The organism is Shewanella sp. MF05913 (assembly GCF_059758095.1).
The window spans coordinates 26,919-42,897 of record NZ_JCAYNT010000004.1 but is presented as its reverse complement, the minus strand read 5'-3'; the positions used below and the strand labels follow the sequence as shown (position 1 = coordinate 42,897).

Below are 15,979 nucleotides of genomic sequence, written 5' to 3'. Positions count from 1 at the left end.
TTATTTTATCTGAGTCTTTTTATGAAATTATTGTCTGCTAAATTTGATCCCGACGCCTTGAGTATTATTATTCAAGCTGACGTTGATTTTGAGCAATTTGAATTGTTTGCCGAACCCTTAGCGACCGCATTAGATTGCGATATTCGCGAACGCCAGTGGGGCGCTGACAGACACCAATGGCTGCTGAATTTTGAAGGTTGCCCGGTGTGGTTACACTATGAATTTTACGGTGATATTTGCTGGTTATCGGTCGATAACGCCAATGATGTCGACGTATTAGGCTTTTTAGTCAGCTTGCTTACGCCGCATATTAAAACCACCCAAGAAGGTTTACATGGATAATAGCAGTGCAGAGTTTCACTTTCAGGCATTAACGCCAGACCTTATTTTAGATGCGATTGAAAGCATTGGAATATTTCCTGAAACCGGTTTGTTAGCATTAAACAGCTATGAAAACCGGGTTTATCAGTTCCGTTGTGACCAAGGTTTACGTTATGTGGTTAAGTTTTATCGTCCACAACGTTGGAGTGATGCGCAAATCCAAGAAGAGCATGACTATGCATTGGCCTTAGCGGCTGAAGATATTCCTATCGCAGTGCCTGTTGTCATTGAAACTCGGACATTGTTTGAGTTTAAGGGATACCGCTTTGCTTTATTCCCCTCCATTGGTGGCCGTGCATTTGAAGTTGATAATGACGAGCAGCTTGAGTCTGTAGGGCGCTTTATTGGCCGAATTCATCAATATGCCAGTAAGCAGCCTTTTGTACATCGCGAGCCGTTAACCCCTGAAATTTTAGGCGATGACGCTTATCGTTATTTGCGCGATAGCGGTATTGTTTCCTCGGGAATGCACGATGCGTTTTTTACTGTGGTAGAGCAAGTGCTGACAAAAGCGAAACAGATTTGGCAGCAATATAACGTTGAGACGATTCGTTTACACGGTGATTTGCATCCTGGTAATATTTTGTGGACACCCGACGGGCCAGGTTTTGTCGATTTAGATGATGCAAGGCAAGGACCCGCGGTACAAGATATTTGGATGATGCTGACTGGCGACAGAGCACAACAATTATTACAACTCGACATTTTGATTGAGGCTTATCAAGAGTTCTGTGATTTTGACACCAAACAATTGGCGTTAATCGAGCCGTTAAGAGCGTTTAGAATGATCCATTACAACGCATGGCTAACCAAACGTTGGCAAGATCCTGCGTTTCCGATGAACTTTCCCTGGTTTGCTGACATCAAATATTGGGAACAACAAACCTTGGCGTTTAAAGAGCAACTGGCGGCATTAAACGAGGCGCCTTTGAGTCTCAGCAGCTTTAATAGTTGATTAACATTGATTCATAATCACTACAGGATGTATTTAGTTACAAATACAATCAGGTAGCGATTGAGTTACTGCCTAGCGCTAGACTATGATAGTACCAGCGATTTTTTATTAGTATATTTTGCCTATTGAAAGGAAGTGAGATGAAAAAAGCATTATTGATGGCCGCAGCACTACTACTCGCGCCAATGGCGGCGATGGCTGCAGATTATAAAGAAGGTGTTCATTACACTGTGATTAATGAAGGCCCTGAATCAGCCAAGCCAGAAATCACTGAGTTTTTCTCTTTCTATTGTCCACATTGTTTTAACTTTGCTAAAACGGTTGTGCCAAAGATTGAAGCTAACTTGCCTGAAGGCGTGGCGTTTAACCAGTCTCACGTTGATTTCATTGGCCGTGAAATGGGCGTAGAAATGTCACGCGCCTTTGCGGTTGCGAAGCAGTTAAATGTTGAAGAAAAAATTGAACCTGCATTATTTAGTGCTATCCATGATAAGCGTCAGCAGTTTACCCGTGCGGATGACATCAGAGCGTTATTTATTGCCAATGGCGTAGATGCTAAAGCCTATGATGCAGCAGCAAGTTCATTTATGGTGAATGCTCAGATGTCAAAAATGAAACGTGATACTGAAAATTCAAAAATTTCTGGTGTGCCAACGCTGGTTGTTAATGGTAAATACCGTGTAGAAACAAGCTCTATCAAGTCTTATGATGAGCTTATTGATATTGCATTTTATTTATCAACGATGAATAAAAAGTAAGTTAAATCATGGCGACTTTAGCGCTATGATTGAGCTGAAGTGCGGTATGCGAAGAGGAGCTTAGGCTCCTTTTTTGTTGTCTAAAGATTGGATGGCATGACAATAACTGAGGGATTACAGGCAAAAAAAAACCGTATATCTATAAAAGACAATACGGTGATGAGTCAAATGACTCTTTTTTACCCTGAGTAACGTCAAGGATATTAGCATGGCGTCAAAATATTGGCAAGTGGCATTATATTGTCGCAACCATTATCGTGTGATTTGTCAGACTATTTGAAAACGTAAAGTTAATGAAACTCTTACTAAAACGTGTTGTCCAATCTTCTGGCTGGTATTAATGCTGTCTATTTATTCAGCAGCTAAGAGATAACAGTCCGTTTTAGTGCGATACAACTACAGCCAAACGGGTTCATTGTATCGCACGCTAATCTCACTATACCGCAAGGTTATTTAGCCCTAATGTCGGTTAATGACAACGTATTATGTGTATTTGCTCTAGGAGGAGACACGATGAGAACGTTCCCTGTTTATGCGCCCAAGTTAATTGTTAAGCATGCTAGGATCTTTCTGAGTGGCGTGATTTGGGTAAAAGATTTAGGTTTACTCGAGTTTGAAAAAGGACGTTTTTTGCAAACAAAAAAAAGCCTGCCAAAAGTGAGGCAGGCGATCAGCGAATTAAATGCCCTGATTGAGGCGCAATCTACGCCGCAGCAATCAGTTTAAAAAGACTCGCTTACATTTCGTTATTCAATAAACCAACAAGGCCGTTGACCTTATCGCTCCAAGAGTTGAGGTCTTGCTGCAATTGTTGGTTTTTTTGTGTCAATTCTTCTTGCTGTTGCACTAATGCTTGGTTCTTTTGCTTCTCTTCATCAAGCTCCATTTTTAATAGCTCGATATTTTCAAGAGTTGCCTGGATTTTGGTTTCCAGTTGGGACAATAATTCAAGGCTCATGGGGAGTCCTATACGTTTCTGGATGGAACCCCGATTCTAGCAGTGACAAGGCCTATAGGAATAGCCTTTAAAACTAAGTGGCTAAAATATGTTCAATAAATCAGTCGATATTGTACTTTATCTAAGATCGCGCTATTTTCATCGACTCACTTAGACATTAAAAGCGCATTTTATGACAATTACCAGATTGGATGTGGGCACGCGGATGAGCAGTATTGTTATTCATAACAATACTGTTTATTTGTGTGGCCAAGTAGCTAAAGATAAATATAGCGACATTACCACGCAAACTATCACCATGCTCGAAGAGGTCGATGGGTTATTATTGCAAGCGGGAAGTCGTCGTGAAAATATTTTATCTGCCACCCTTTACCTCAAAGACATGGCTGATTACGATGCGATGAACTTGGTCTGGGACAATTGGGTGCCAACAGGTCATGCGCCAGCGAGAGCTTGTGTACAAGCCGCGATTGCAGAACCAGAATATTTAGTCGAAGTGTCTATTGTTGCCGCTATTGTAAAATAAACCGATAAGTTAATGTCAATAACCTGAACTCGGGATACTTTGATATTAAGTATTTTATTTCTATCTCTTATCTCTAGTTCAGGTTAAATAGATAGAATAGACTGATGCACTGACAGTTTGTCTGTTGCAATATGAATAAATATATTGATGCTTGTTACGTTCAATTGACGTATTTTGATTTAGGATCTAGGGCTGTGACTTGACATTAATCTCTAGCCTCCATAGTCTGCAAGCTCAGTTTTTAAGGTGGTATGCAATGGACATAAAATATAATTTAAAATCAGCGTCAGAGCGCCGCACAGAACCGTTTAAGCCAGAAGGTGATGTCGGTTTTGGCAAGCTTCGAACTGACCACATGTTTCTAATGGATTATCGTGATGGTCAATGGTGCGATCCGCGCATTGTCCCTTATGGGCCGTTTGAAATGGCACCTGGTGCAATGTCGTTGCATTATGGGCAATCTATTTTTGAAGGCGCGAAAGCCTTTATGCACGAAGACGGCGAGATTTATACTTTCCGTTTAAATAAAAATGCTGAGCGCATGAACCGTTCTGCCGATATTGTGTGTATTCCCAATATTGATGAAGCGATGCAGGTTAAGGCGATTAATGCACTTATTGACGCTGACCGTTTGTGGTTCCCGCAACAAGAAGGCGCATGCTTATATATTCGCCCGTTTATTTTTGCAACCGAAGACCGTTTATCTGTGAGCCCAAGCCAGCAGTATACTTTTTGTGTCATGCTAAGCCCGTCTGGTGCTTACTATGCGTCGGGTGTTAATAATGGCATTCGTTTATTAATAAGCACTAAGTATCACCGTGCAGTGTCTGGTGGAACAGGGGCTTCGAAAGCATCTGGTAACTATGCTGCTTCTCTTCGTGCTGGTAAAGCCGCGGCAGAACATGGTGCATCGCAAGTATTGTATTTAGATTCAACCAACACCCAAATTGAAGAAGCGGGTGCAATGAACCACTTCCATATTTTAAAAGATGGCACTGTGATTATTCCTACCTTCACTGATACCATTTTAAAATCAATTACCTCACAGTCCATTATGGAACTTGGAGATATGTTGGGTTGTGAAATCAGGCAAGAAACGGTGATGTTAGATAAGTTTATTGCTGATATTGAAGCGGGTGAAATTATTGAAGCGGGTGGTTTTGGTACTGCAGCTGTTGTATCACCTGTTAGCTCATATATCTTCGAAGATGGTCGCATCGTGACTGTTGGCGACGGTAAGGTTGGCCCAAATATTAAGCGTATTTATAAGCTGTTTACTGAGTTACAAAAAGGCCATGTAGCTGCACCACAAGGCTGGGTTAAACGTGTAGAGCGAGTTGCTCCTTAGTTTAAGCTAAAGCTGCAGACAAAATAAAAGCTCCCTAGGGAGCTTTTATTTTGTCTGCTTAAAGCTGTTTATCTTTGGTCAGCAGCGCTAAACAATCGCTTGCAGTAAGTGGTTTACTGAGGAGGAACCCTTGTACTTGGTCACAACCACCATTGCGTAAAAACTCAAGCTGTTCTTGGGTTTCTACACCCTCAGCCACCACTTTCAGTTCAAGACTGTGGGCTAAGGTAATAATCGCGCTGGTGATCGCGGCATCATCTGGGTCTTCAGTGATATCACGGACAAACTCACGATCGATTTTTAAAGTATCAATCGGAAAGCGTTTCAAATAACTCAAGCTTGAATAACCAGTACCAAAGTCATCAATGGCAATGGTTAAGCCTAATGCTTTGAGTTTCGATAATACCGCCACAGAATCTTGTGGATTACCCATAATCATCGACTCAGTCAGTTCAAGCTCTAATGCTTCGGCTGCTAATCCTGAGACGGCAAGGGCTACTTCAATGATTGAAATAATGTCGGCTTTTAACTGTCTTGCTGATAAGTTGACGGCCACCGAGATATGCTCAAAACCTTGTTGATGCCACAATGCCAGTTGGCCACAGGCTTGGTTTATGGCCCAGTTGCCGATGGGGTTAATTAAACCTGTCTCTTCAGCTAATGGAATAAATTCTACAGGTGAAATAGAGCCAAGCTCAGGGCTTTCCCAGCGTAATAATGCTTCTAATCCAATAATCCGTTCGGTTTTAACGTCATATTTAGGTTGATAGACTAAGTAAAACTCGTTTTCTTGTAGGGCTTTTTTCAAGCCCGCTTCTAATTGAACATGACGTGTCGCGTATTGATTGAGCTCTTTTGTATAGAACTGGAAATTATTGCGGCCCAATGACTTAGCATGATACATGGCGGTATCGGCATACTTAATTAATGATGTCGTGTCCTCTGCATCTTCAGGATACAAACTAATTCCAATTGAGGGTGAAATAGTCAGGACTTTATCATCCAATAAAAAGGGAGTTTGGAAAGCGTGTAATACTTTTTCGGCAATAATGGTCGCCGCTTTGGTTTTAGCAACACCCTCTAAAATAATGGTAAATTCATCGCCACCTAAACGGGCGACGGTATCGCCATCACGCACTGCATTTTGTAAGCGGTGTGCAACCGCTTTAAGCAGTAAGTCGCCCACATGATGACCCATTGAATCATTAATGTGTTTAAAGCGGTCAAGGTCTAAAAATAGTAATGCGACCATGCTTTCGGCGCGATGCGCTTTGGTGACAGCCTGGTTTAATCTGTCTTGAAATAACGTGCGGTTCGGTAAGCCTGTTAATGGATCAAAGTTCGCCAGTACGCGAAGATCTTCTTCTGCTTTTTTGCGCGCAGTAATGTCGGTAAATACCGCAACAAAGTGGCTTGTTTCACCTTTATTATCGATAACTTGATTGATCTCTAACCAGGCCAGAATGCCACGACGGTCGCGGGTTCTTATGTTAATTTCGCCAGCCCAGTGCTTGTGTCTTAATAGTTGGGTTTCTACTGAGTTATAAAACTCACGCGATTGTTTACCCATGGTTAAAAACAAAAAGTGTTTACCGACAACATCGCGATGTTTAAAGCCGGTTATACGACTAAATGCCGGGTTTACCGAACGGACTTGATAGTCTAACTCGCCAACGACAACGGCTTCGTTCATGCTAAATAATACTTGCGATGACAGTTTGAGTTCATTTTCGGTCAGTTTACGGCTGGTAATGTCTTTGTGGGTACCGGCCATTCTGAGGGGCACATTATTAATATCACGTTCTACAATTTGGCCTCTGTCTAATAGCCAAGCCCATGTTCCTGGTTGCGTTTCTACGCGATATTCAGCTTCAAAGAATTCACTTTCGCCATTAAGGTGTTCGTTTAATAGTTTTTGTACACGGGGACGATCTTCTGGGTGAATGCTTTTAATCAGTAACTGATCTTTTAACGAAAAATTCATCGGTTCGACCATATTGGTCCGATACACTTTATCGTCTTTAATATTCCAGTCCCACATGCCGTCGCCTGAGGCCCAAAGTGCTAATTTAAGTCGCTCTTCAGAGGCCCGAATACTGCTATCAAATTCACGCTGTTTAGTGTGCTTTTTACGTCTTGCAGCAACAATCCAAATAATGAGTAGTAAGCCAATGGTCACGTAAGCTGCATAAGCCATATGAGTCATATAAATTGGCGGGACCACTGATACACGGACATTGAGGGTGTATTGACTGTATTGGTTTGTTCCCAGTGCGTGACGAACGATCAGCGTATATTCGCCCGGTGAGAGGTTGGTATAAGAAATTTGATTGCCTTGAGACAATGTTCGCCAATCAGTGTCAAAGCCGTCGAGTTTATAACTAAAACGGCTAAGTCCTGGATAACTAAAGTTAAGCGAACCAATTTCAAAGCTGATGAGCTGCTTTTCAAATGGCATTACAATATCTGGCGCATGGCTTAAATCGCGGACTGGATATTGAGTTTCACCAATGGTGTATTTGGTGAGTGCTAGCTTGTTTTCAGCTCTGTAATTTGGAATTGTGCTGGGGTTAAACTGGTTGAGACCATGAATACCACCAAACCATAATGTGCCGTTAGTATCTTTAAATTTGGAGGCACCATTAAACTCATTGGCCTGTAAGCCTTCAAATTTATTATACGAAATAAAGCTATTGTTACTTGGGGTAAAGCGCGAAATACCGGAGTTAGTGCTTAACCATATGTCATGTTTTTCGTCTTCTAACATGGCATAAACAGTATTACTGCTGTGATCGGCATTGACGTCCATGCGCTCAAATTTAAAGCTACCGTATTCGATGGTCAGCTTGTCGATACCACCATGTGTAGCGATCCAAAAATCACCGTTGTCGGTCAATAAAAAATCTCTGACACGATTATCACTGAGGCTATAAATATTCTCTGGGTCATGCCTTAAAAATTCTAGTTTTTGCTCTTCAGGTGATAATCGGACAACGCCCCCCATGGTGCCTAACCATAAGTCGCCTTGGCTAAAATGCAGTTTAATTATTTGATATTTAAACGGTGAAAAGTCGGCCTGAAAGCCAAAATTATAGGCCATCATCCGATGGGTATGTTCAGAGATAAAATATAAGCCTAGCGAGCTTGCTATCCATAAGCGGTCTTTATCGTCAAAGGCTAAGCTACGAAATTTGGTATCGGCATGAAACTGCTCATTTGCAGGCTGAACTTGTACGAGAGTGTTGTTGCTGTCCAGGGTAAATAAACCAAGGTTGGTCGCAAACCATAAAACATCCTGCTTATCTTGAGCAATGTCATGCACTATCAATGATAATTGTTCTGTAGGTATCGATAAAGCTTCTGCAAATAAATGATTAATATAATGATATTGATTATCTTGCGAGGTGAGATATTTTACTCCCGCGCCATCTGTGCCAATCCATAGACGTTGTTGTTTATCACGAAAAATACTACGCACCATATTGGCCATGCCGGGTGAGTCGGTTTGGTAGTCGTAATAATGGGTAAAATATTGATGGCTTAGGTTGAGTTTATCGATACCGGAGTAACCGCTGCCTATCCAAAGGGTGCCGCTCGAATCGAGTAATAGCGTTTGTAACGTATTGGCGCTGATGGTGTTTAGGGCTTGTGGATTGTGCTTATATATCGTGCTGTGCCACTGGCCATCTTTAAAGTCGAGTTGAAAAAGCCCCGTATTATTGCCAATAGCAAAGATTTGGTTGGCATTAACAACGATAAAATCTGTAATTTTGCGGTTGTCACCGTAACTGTTGTCGCGCGACCATATTAAATCTTTTTGGTGGGTATCGAGATTGTAGCGCCAGATTTGATTGTCGATAGCCAACCAAACGGAATAAATAGAACTTGAATGGATTTGGTTAACGACCATTGAAGTCGGGATATCAAGGCGAATAATGGTGTTGCTGTCTACTGCAAACGTGCCATTGGCTTGAGTGCCAACCACAATGTATTTGTTATCAACGTTTGCAAGGCTGACAATATCTGGGGTGATATTATTGCCCAAGCTAACCGGAATGATTTTTTCAGTTTTTAGCGACAATAAATACAAGCCAGCACGTGTACCAATCCATAATGTGTCGCCAATAACCGCTAATTTGGTTATTTGCAGTTCGCCTAAGCCTTGTTTCTGCTTAAATTGCTGAAACTCGCCAGTGTGTAAATTAAAGCGATTGAGTCCATTATCAAATGTGCTGACCCACAAATCTCCGTCAGGCGATTGCAAAATATCGGTAATAAAATTGCCAGAAATACTTTTGTTATTGTCAGCTTGTTTGAGATACAGCTCAAAATCGACGCCGTTATAGCTGTGTAAACCGTCTTGCGTGCCAATCCACATCATGCCTGCACTGTCCATAAACAGGCGTGTTATTGAATTTTGGTTGAGTTTGCCATCAGTGTCGAAGTGTTCAAATTTAACTTCGGCGAGACCTTTGTAGGCATTATCTTGTTGCGCAGAAACAGGCACTGAAAATATCAGTGTAAGTAACATTATCCAGTATGTTAAATGCGTGAATGCGCGAAAATTCAAATCTCACCTATATAAGTTATGTTAGCAATATGGCGTAAAAATGGCCTACTTAGCTTAACAGGAAAATACTTATTAAGCCTCGAATTTTCAGTGACTAAGCTTTTACTTAAATGGAGCATGCAATTAGATTAATGGATATGGCTAAAAGCTAACAGTCTTATGCCTCTTTGCCGTGTAAAAAAGCGCGAGTCCATTGGGTTGGCTACTTTTGTTGATGACGTTGGATCTCATCATCAATCAGTTGATCCTTTTCGATCCACAACTGATTTAACCAACGCTGGAAAGTGACTCGGGTATCTGCATTAGCAAAATAGTCATTTGAATCTACATGAGGGGCAGGCAACACTTCAACGCGCATGATCACTTTTTTGGTTCGGCCATGCATCACATTGCTTAATACTTTTTCTGGTGTGTCAGGGTAAACCAACGTGATGTTGAGTAAATTAGTAAATTGCTCACCCATAGCAGATAAGGTAAATGCGATACCGCTGGCCTTAGGGCGCAATAAATGTCGATAAGGAGAGTTTTGGCGTACGCGCTTTTCTTCGGTAAAGCGGCTACCTTCAGCATAATTAATAATAGAGGTGGGTGAATCTTTAAAGCGCTCGCATGCCTTACGAGTGGTTTCAAGATCCTTGCCTCTTAATTTAGGGTTTTTCTTGAGTTTAGCTGGACTGGTACGGTCCATAAACGGCATGTCGAGCGCCCAACATCCTAAGCCCATAATCGGCACATACAAGAGTTCTTTTTTGAGAAAAAACTTCAACATAGGGATGTGATTACGCAGCACATAGGTTTGAGCCGCGATATCAAACCCACTGACATGATTACTGATAATTAAATACCAGCCATTAGGGTCGAGTTTTTCAAGGCCTGAAATTTCCCACTCTATGTTTGATATCAAATATAAAATTCCGCCGTTACACGTCGCCCAGGCCCACATAAAACGGTTCATTATTTTGGTTAGCACTCTGCGTACAGCCTTAAAGGGCAGTAACAACTTAATAATACCGCCCACAGTTAACAGTGAGCTCCATAAGCAGGTGTTAATAATTAACAACGTGAGGCTGAGAGTAAACAGCACAGGACCAGGTAAAAACGTCAACATATATAGTTATGCCTTTTGCTTTGGTTCGTCAGCAAGCCTTTGCAGTTGCTGGTCTTTATTGACCCAAATTTGATTAAGTTGTTCTTGAAAATCAATTTTGAACTCACGATCTTTAAGGTAGTCGCCGCGCATATTTTGCGGAATATCGCTAATACTAACATGCACGTGGACTTCATTGAGCGCACCACAAATATACTGCCAGTAGCTGGGGACCTGGTCGGGATAATAAATAGTGACATCGACGAGTTTATTAATGTGTTCGCCCATTGCAGAGAGTGCGAATGCCATACCGCCTGCTTTAGGTTTTAACAGATGCTTAAAAGTGGATTGTTGTTTGTCATGTTTGGCCTGAGTGAAGCGAGTGCCTTCAACAAAATTCATAATACTGACTGGCTTGGTTTTAAACTTTTCACATGCTTTGCGGGTAATTTCAATATCTTTACCTTTAAGCTTTGGATTTTTACGCAGTTGGGCTGAGCTATAACGGCGCATAAATGGAAAGTCTAATGCCCACCAAGCTAAACCAAGAATAGGGACATAAATCAATTCTTGTTTAAGGAAAAACTTTAAAAAAGGAATTTTACGGTTAAACACGCGCTGCAAAATTAGGATGTCGACCCAAGACTGATGGTTAGCGATGACCATGTACCATTCTTGTTCTGAAAACTGCTGATCGCCAGAAACGTGAATGCGCATTGGGTGAAAAATAGCTTCGACTACGGTGTTGACGCTGATCCATGCTGTTGCACAGTTATCAAGAATGTAGCTACAGCTTTTTTGAAAAATGCCAATCGGAATAAGCTTAAAAACACTAAACACTAAAATGGGAATAGTCCAAAAAATGGTATTCAGTAAATAGCATATGAATGCTATGCAGCCTTTGATTTTTGAAAACAACGACATTTGTCTCTCCTATTAAACGGAGAGCTATGTTACTCGTAGTCGCTGGATTGCTCAATAAATACAACCGTTAAAAATGGACTTTATTGCTGGTTCAACTTTGCAAGTAGGCGATCCATTGCTCGGTAACCAAGGGCTTGAGCGATGTGACTACGCTCGATGGTGATCGATTGTTGTAAGTCGGCAATGGTGCGCGACACTCGCTGAATGCGATGAAAACTGCGAACAGACAAGCCTAAACTCACTACGCTTTGCTCTAAAAACTCTAAATCTTGCTGGTTAATTTGGCTGTCTTGCTTGAGCTGTTTTGGGGTTAACTCACTATTGAGTACTCCAGCTCGAGCCAGTTGTTTTTCACGTGCTTGCTTAACACGCTTAGCTATTTCAACGCTAGTTTCACCCGGTTGATGCTTTTTTGTTAGGGTGCCAGAGGGCAGCTTAGGTACATCGACGGTTAAATCAAATCGGTCTAAAAATGGCCCAGACAGACGCGATAAATAGCGCTGAATTTGATCTGGGGTTGAACGGGAACGTTCGGTATCACCACAGGGACTAGGATTCATGGCGGCGATGAGTTGAAAACGGCTTGAAAAAGTGAGCTTTGCGGCCGCTCGTGAGATTTCCACTTGGCCAGTTTCTAATGGCTCGCGCAAACAGTCGAGGACCTTACGAGGAAATTCGGCAATTTCATCTAAAAACAATATCCCTCGATGAGCCAACGATATCTCCCCAGGTTTTGGGTGGCTGCCACCACCTATTAACGCGATTGACGAGCAAGTATGGTGTGGCGAACGAAAAGGGCGGTTAAGGAAATTTTGCGGTTTGACGTGTAAGCCAGCAACTGAGTGAATGGCCGCCACTTCGATAGCTTCATCGTATGTGAGCGGTGGTAATAATGGTATAATTCTGTTGGCGAGCATGCTTTTTCCGGTACCTGGTGGTCCAAGAAAAAGCAGGTTGTGATTTCCTGCTGCGGCAATTTCTAGCCCTTGCTTAGCTTGATATTGGCCAATGACATCACTCATGCATAATGAATTGTCTGTTGGCTGAAGTTCTTCAATCCATTCTGGCTGGGTGTCGAGTAAAGGCAGTTGCGCTTGTCCATGTAAAAACGCGGCTAAATTTTGTAAATGGGCGACAAAATAACTTTGGTGATACCCCACTAATTCAGCTTCGTGACGATTATCGATAGGCATAAAAAAATGATGCTGATCGTTGCGCGCAGCAATAATGGCTGGCAGTAAGCCGGTACAAGAACGAATTTGCCCTGACAATGCAAGTTCACCCACAAATTCACATTGTTGTAGTGCTTTGGCTGGGACTTGGTTTGACGCGGCTAAAATACCAATAGCGATAGGTAAGTCATAGCGGCCGCCTTGCTTGGGTAAGTCTGCTGGTGCGAGATTAACGGTAATGCGCCGCTGAGGAAATTCGAATCCGGCATTGATCAAGGCACTTCTTACCCGCTCTTTGGCTTCTTTGACTGAAGCTTCAGGTAAGCCAACTAGGTTAAATGCAGGTAAACCATTACTTAAATGAACTTCTACGGTGACTTTAGGTGCTTCAACACCACAACTTGCTCGGGTAAATACACAGGCTATCGCCATGAACAAATCCTTTTGTTTGAATAATATACAAATGAAGGGGTGAGTACAGTCTAGCAGCGCTGGCTGTTTTTGCTGATTTTATGGTGAGTCAGTCGGTATAATGAGACAAAATATAATCAATTATGTTAACTAAACCTTGGTTATCTTGTTGGCTTTTGAGTAGAATACGCGCGCTATTAAACGGGAACTTAACACGACCGTGACACGATGATAAAAAGTCAACAAAATCGCTCATTTTTCCCTTAAAACAGCTATTTTACCTTAGCGAAAATAGCGAATGATGATGACCTTAATTTTGATAGAAATCCTCGATGTAGTCCTCTTGGTATTAACGTCATGACATCATCCTAATATTGGCCCAAACCGAATTTTTGTCCCTTTGTTATTCAACAAAGTTAACTGCTTTATTAGCGAGAATCGCTACCCCATTATGACTTAGTGCTCAGCGGCCTAAGCTAAAGAGAATGTATGACTATTACTGATAGTTTCTTGATTATATTGTGCCTAATCGGCATAAGTTGTTTTTTTTCGATGTCCGAAATAGCCTTGGCTGCATCACGTAAAATACGTTTGCAAACCATGGCGGATGAAGGCGATGTACGGGCCAAAAAAGTGCTTAAGTTACAGGCTCATCCTGGGAGCTTTTTTACCGTGGTGCAAATTGGCTTAAACGCCGTTGCCATTATGGGCGGTATTGTCGGTGAGTCGGCATTTCGTCCGTACTTCGAGCAATTGTTAATCCCCATATTAGGTGACGAGTGGGGCTTACAATTGAGCTTTGCCTGTTCTTTTATCACCGTTACATCATTATTTATTTTATTTGCAGACCTAATGCCAAAGCGTATTGCGATGGTGATCCCAGAGCAAGTGGCAGTGACGTTTGTGATGCCAATTGTGTTTTGTATTACGGTACTAAAACCGTTTGTGTGGATTTTTAACGGTTTAGCAAATGCGATTTTTAAGCTGTTGCAAGTGCCTACCGCGCGTAATGACCAGATTACCCACGATGATATATACGCCATGATGAGTGCGGGCACTGAAGCAGGCATGATGGATAAAGGCGAGCAACAAATGATGGAAAACGTGTTTGAAATGCAGTCTGTGTCGGTGACCTCTGCAATGACAGCGCGCGAAAGTTTAGTGTACTTTTTATTGCAAGACACAGAAGAAGACATTAAACAAAAAATTGCTAAAAACCCGCACAATAAATTTTTAGTGTGTGATGGTCAGTTAGACATGATTAAAGGGTTTGTTGACGCAAAAGAGTTATTAATTCGAGTCATTAATGGCGAAAACATTACCCTTAAAGGCAGCACACTGGTGCACAACTGTTTAATTATTCCTGATACGTTAACCTTGTCGGAATCGATGGAATATTTTAAAAATAGCCGTGCTGATTTTGCCGTGGTCATGAACGAATACGCGTTAGTGGTCGGGATTGTGACCACCAACGATTTACAAAGTGCGGTAATGGGAGCCTGGTCTTTACATGAAAGCGAAGAACAAATTGTAGCCCGCGATGGTAATTCTTGGCTAGTCGATGGCGTAACGCCGATTACCGATGTGATGCGTGCATTTAATATTGAAGTGTTTCCACAAAACCAAAACTACGAGACCATTGCCGGTTTTATGATGTATATGCTGCGTAAAATACCTAAGCGCACCGATTTTGTTAACTATGCCGGTTATAAGTTTGAGGTGGTCGACATTGACTCATATAAAGTCGACCAACTCTTGGTGACCCGTTTAGAAATCGATTCACCACCCATGCCATAGGTTTTGTTAAAAGTGGTACGCTGATAAAAAAGCCGCATCAAATGATCTCAAGAAACGCACTAATGATGGGATCATTGGTGCGTTTTTCTTTGCAGCAACAACCTAATTCAAAGGCGGAAATATCAACCGGTGACGTTAATGTTTGTATCCGCTCGCGAACCGGGCTGTTATGGATCACGGCATCCGGACTAATACCCACTCCACAACCTAACGCAACCATAGACACGATGGCTTCCTGGCCAGACACTTGTGCATAGATATTGGGTTTAATCCCCATTTGTTTGAACCATTGATCAATACGTTTTCTGCCCGGACCATGGTCTGGCACGATATAGGGCAACTTTGCCCAGTCGATAGTTCCCTGAGATACCCATTGTTGTACTTGGCAATGCATGGTTGGCGCGATGACTGAGATTGGTACTTTGTCGATAGGGGTAAAATGTAAAGTATCGGGGAACACTTCAGGTAAGGCGATAATGGCGATATCCGCGCGATTTTTTTGAATTTGAGTTACCGCATTGGCAGGATCGCCAGTGGTGAGCTTAATATCGACATGGGGATGATCGCGTCTAAATCGGTCTAGCAACGCGGGTAGGTGACTGTAAGCTGCGGTCACCGAGCAATATAAGTTGAGATTGCCGCGTAAAAACTGCTGATTAGGGTCGATACGGCTTCGCAGTTGGCTCCATTCTGCTAATGTTTGTTCTGCAAAGCGCTTAAATTCTAAACCCGCATGGGTAATGGTGACGCTACGATTGTCACGTTCAAATAATTTGCTGCCAACTTCATCTTCTAAGCGCTGTAATGCACGGCTCAGCGTCGATGGGCTCACATGTGATTGCTCTGCTGTTTTAGCAAAATGCAGGCTATCACACAGATGTAAGTACAAGTTAAGAGAGCGAATGTCCATAAATAGAGCTTCCGTAAACAGAGATTATTTAATCACAATAGCAACGTTGCATTTTGTGCAACATCACATGCCGAATATATCATTTTAAGCAATGAGATGGATAGGCTATAGTCAATTCAATCGCAAAGTTTGAGTATGCATCAAACGCAGTTTGCGTCCCAAATATCAAAATTTTAAAGGTG

General features: G+C 42.1%; 14 protein-coding genes. 7 read left to right on the top strand and 7 right to left on the bottom strand.

Annotated features, from left to right (window positions below):
* Positions 1-21: 21 nt before the first annotated feature.
* The 4 genes from AC19MV_RS07220 to AC19MV_RS07205 all read left to right on the top strand — a co-directional run bounded on the left by AC19MV_RS07220 (position 22) and on the right by AC19MV_RS07205 (position 2,820).
* Positions 22-342, top strand: coding sequence for a DUF3630 family protein (locus AC19MV_RS07220; RefSeq protein WP_498306679.1), 321 nt, complete (start codon positions 22-24; stop codon positions 340-342).
* Positions 335-1,336, top strand: a complete 1,002-nt coding sequence (locus AC19MV_RS07215) for a serine/threonine protein kinase (protein WP_432400385.1) — start codon at positions 335-337, stop codon at positions 1,334-1,336. Before AC19MV_RS07220 ends, AC19MV_RS07215 begins: the two co-directional genes overlap by 8 nt.
* A gap of 140 nt (positions 1,337-1,476) precedes the next feature.
* Positions 1,477-2,094: a thiol:disulfide interchange protein DsbA/DsbL gene (locus AC19MV_RS07210; protein WP_432400384.1), complete on the top strand. Its 618-nt coding sequence runs from the start codon at positions 1,477-1,479 to the stop codon at positions 2,092-2,094.
* A gap of 513 nt (positions 2,095-2,607) precedes the next feature.
* Positions 2,608-2,820 (top strand): DUF1107 family protein, encoded by a 213-nt coding sequence (locus AC19MV_RS07205; protein ID WP_188959125.1) that lies wholly within the window; start codon positions 2,608-2,610, stop codon positions 2,818-2,820.
* Between the two features lie 10 nt (positions 2,821-2,830).
* Here AC19MV_RS07205 and AC19MV_RS07200 read toward each other — a convergent pair whose 3' ends face one another.
* Positions 2,831-3,052 (bottom strand): cell division protein ZapB, encoded by a 222-nt coding sequence (locus AC19MV_RS07200; protein ID WP_432400383.1) that lies wholly within the window; start codon positions 3,050-3,052, stop codon positions 2,831-2,833.
* A 172-nt stretch (positions 3,053-3,224) separates the two neighbouring features.
* On the opposite strand from AC19MV_RS07200, the gene AC19MV_RS07195 reads away from it, so the two are divergent.
* Positions 3,225-3,578 carry a RidA family protein gene (locus AC19MV_RS07195; protein ID WP_498306677.1) on the top strand — a complete coding sequence of 118 codons (354 nt, stop codon included), beginning with the start codon at positions 3,225-3,227 and terminating at the stop codon, positions 3,576-3,578.
* A 256-nt stretch (positions 3,579-3,834) separates the two neighbouring features.
* Positions 3,835-4,926: a branched-chain amino acid aminotransferase gene (locus AC19MV_RS07190; protein ID WP_498306675.1), complete on the top strand. Its 1,092-nt coding sequence runs from the start codon at positions 3,835-3,837 to the stop codon at positions 4,924-4,926.
* Between the two features lie 58 nt (positions 4,927-4,984).
* Here AC19MV_RS07190 and AC19MV_RS07185 read toward each other — a convergent pair whose 3' ends face one another.
* From AC19MV_RS07185 to AC19MV_RS07165, 5 genes are all read right to left on the bottom strand, one after another.
* On the bottom strand, positions 4,985-9,457 hold the full coding sequence (locus AC19MV_RS07185) for an EAL domain-containing protein (protein WP_498306673.1): 4,473 nt from the start codon (positions 9,455-9,457) through the stop codon (positions 4,985-4,987).
* Between the two features lie 241 nt (positions 9,458-9,698).
* Positions 9,699-10,604: a 1-acylglycerol-3-phosphate O-acyltransferase, YihG family gene (gene yihG, locus AC19MV_RS07180; protein ID WP_498306671.1), complete on the bottom strand. Its 906-nt coding sequence runs from the start codon at positions 10,602-10,604 to the stop codon at positions 9,699-9,701.
* Positions 10,605-10,610: 6 nt separating this feature from the next.
* On the bottom strand, positions 10,611-11,507 hold the full coding sequence (gene yihG, locus AC19MV_RS07175) for a 1-acylglycerol-3-phosphate O-acyltransferase, YihG family (protein ID WP_498306670.1): 897 nt from the start codon (positions 11,505-11,507) through the stop codon (positions 10,611-10,613).
* 80 nt (positions 11,508-11,587) lie between these two features.
* On the bottom strand, positions 11,588-13,111 hold the full coding sequence (locus tag AC19MV_RS07170; protein ID WP_498306669.1) for a YifB family Mg chelatase-like AAA ATPase: 1,524 nt from the start codon (positions 13,109-13,111) through the stop codon (positions 11,588-11,590).
* Between the two features lie 88 nt (positions 13,112-13,199).
* Positions 13,200-13,346: a hypothetical protein gene (locus AC19MV_RS07165; RefSeq protein ID WP_498306668.1), complete on the bottom strand. Its 147-nt coding sequence runs from the start codon at positions 13,344-13,346 to the stop codon at positions 13,200-13,202.
* Between the two features lie 233 nt (positions 13,347-13,579).
* Between AC19MV_RS07165 and paeA the strand changes: the two genes are divergently transcribed.
* Positions 13,580-14,887 (top strand): polyamine export protein PaeA, encoded by a 1,308-nt coding sequence (paeA, locus tag AC19MV_RS07160; protein WP_498306667.1) that lies wholly within the window; start codon positions 13,580-13,582, stop codon positions 14,885-14,887.
* A gap of 37 nt (positions 14,888-14,924) precedes the next feature.
* Here the strand turns inward: paeA and ilvY are convergent, their stop codons facing one another.
* The gene (ilvY, locus tag AC19MV_RS07155) at positions 14,925-15,797 is read right to left on the bottom strand and encodes an HTH-type transcriptional activator IlvY (RefSeq protein WP_498306665.1); all 873 of its coding nucleotides are present in this window, start codon (positions 15,795-15,797) and stop codon (positions 14,925-14,927) included.
* Positions 15,798-15,979: the final 182 nt, after the last annotated feature.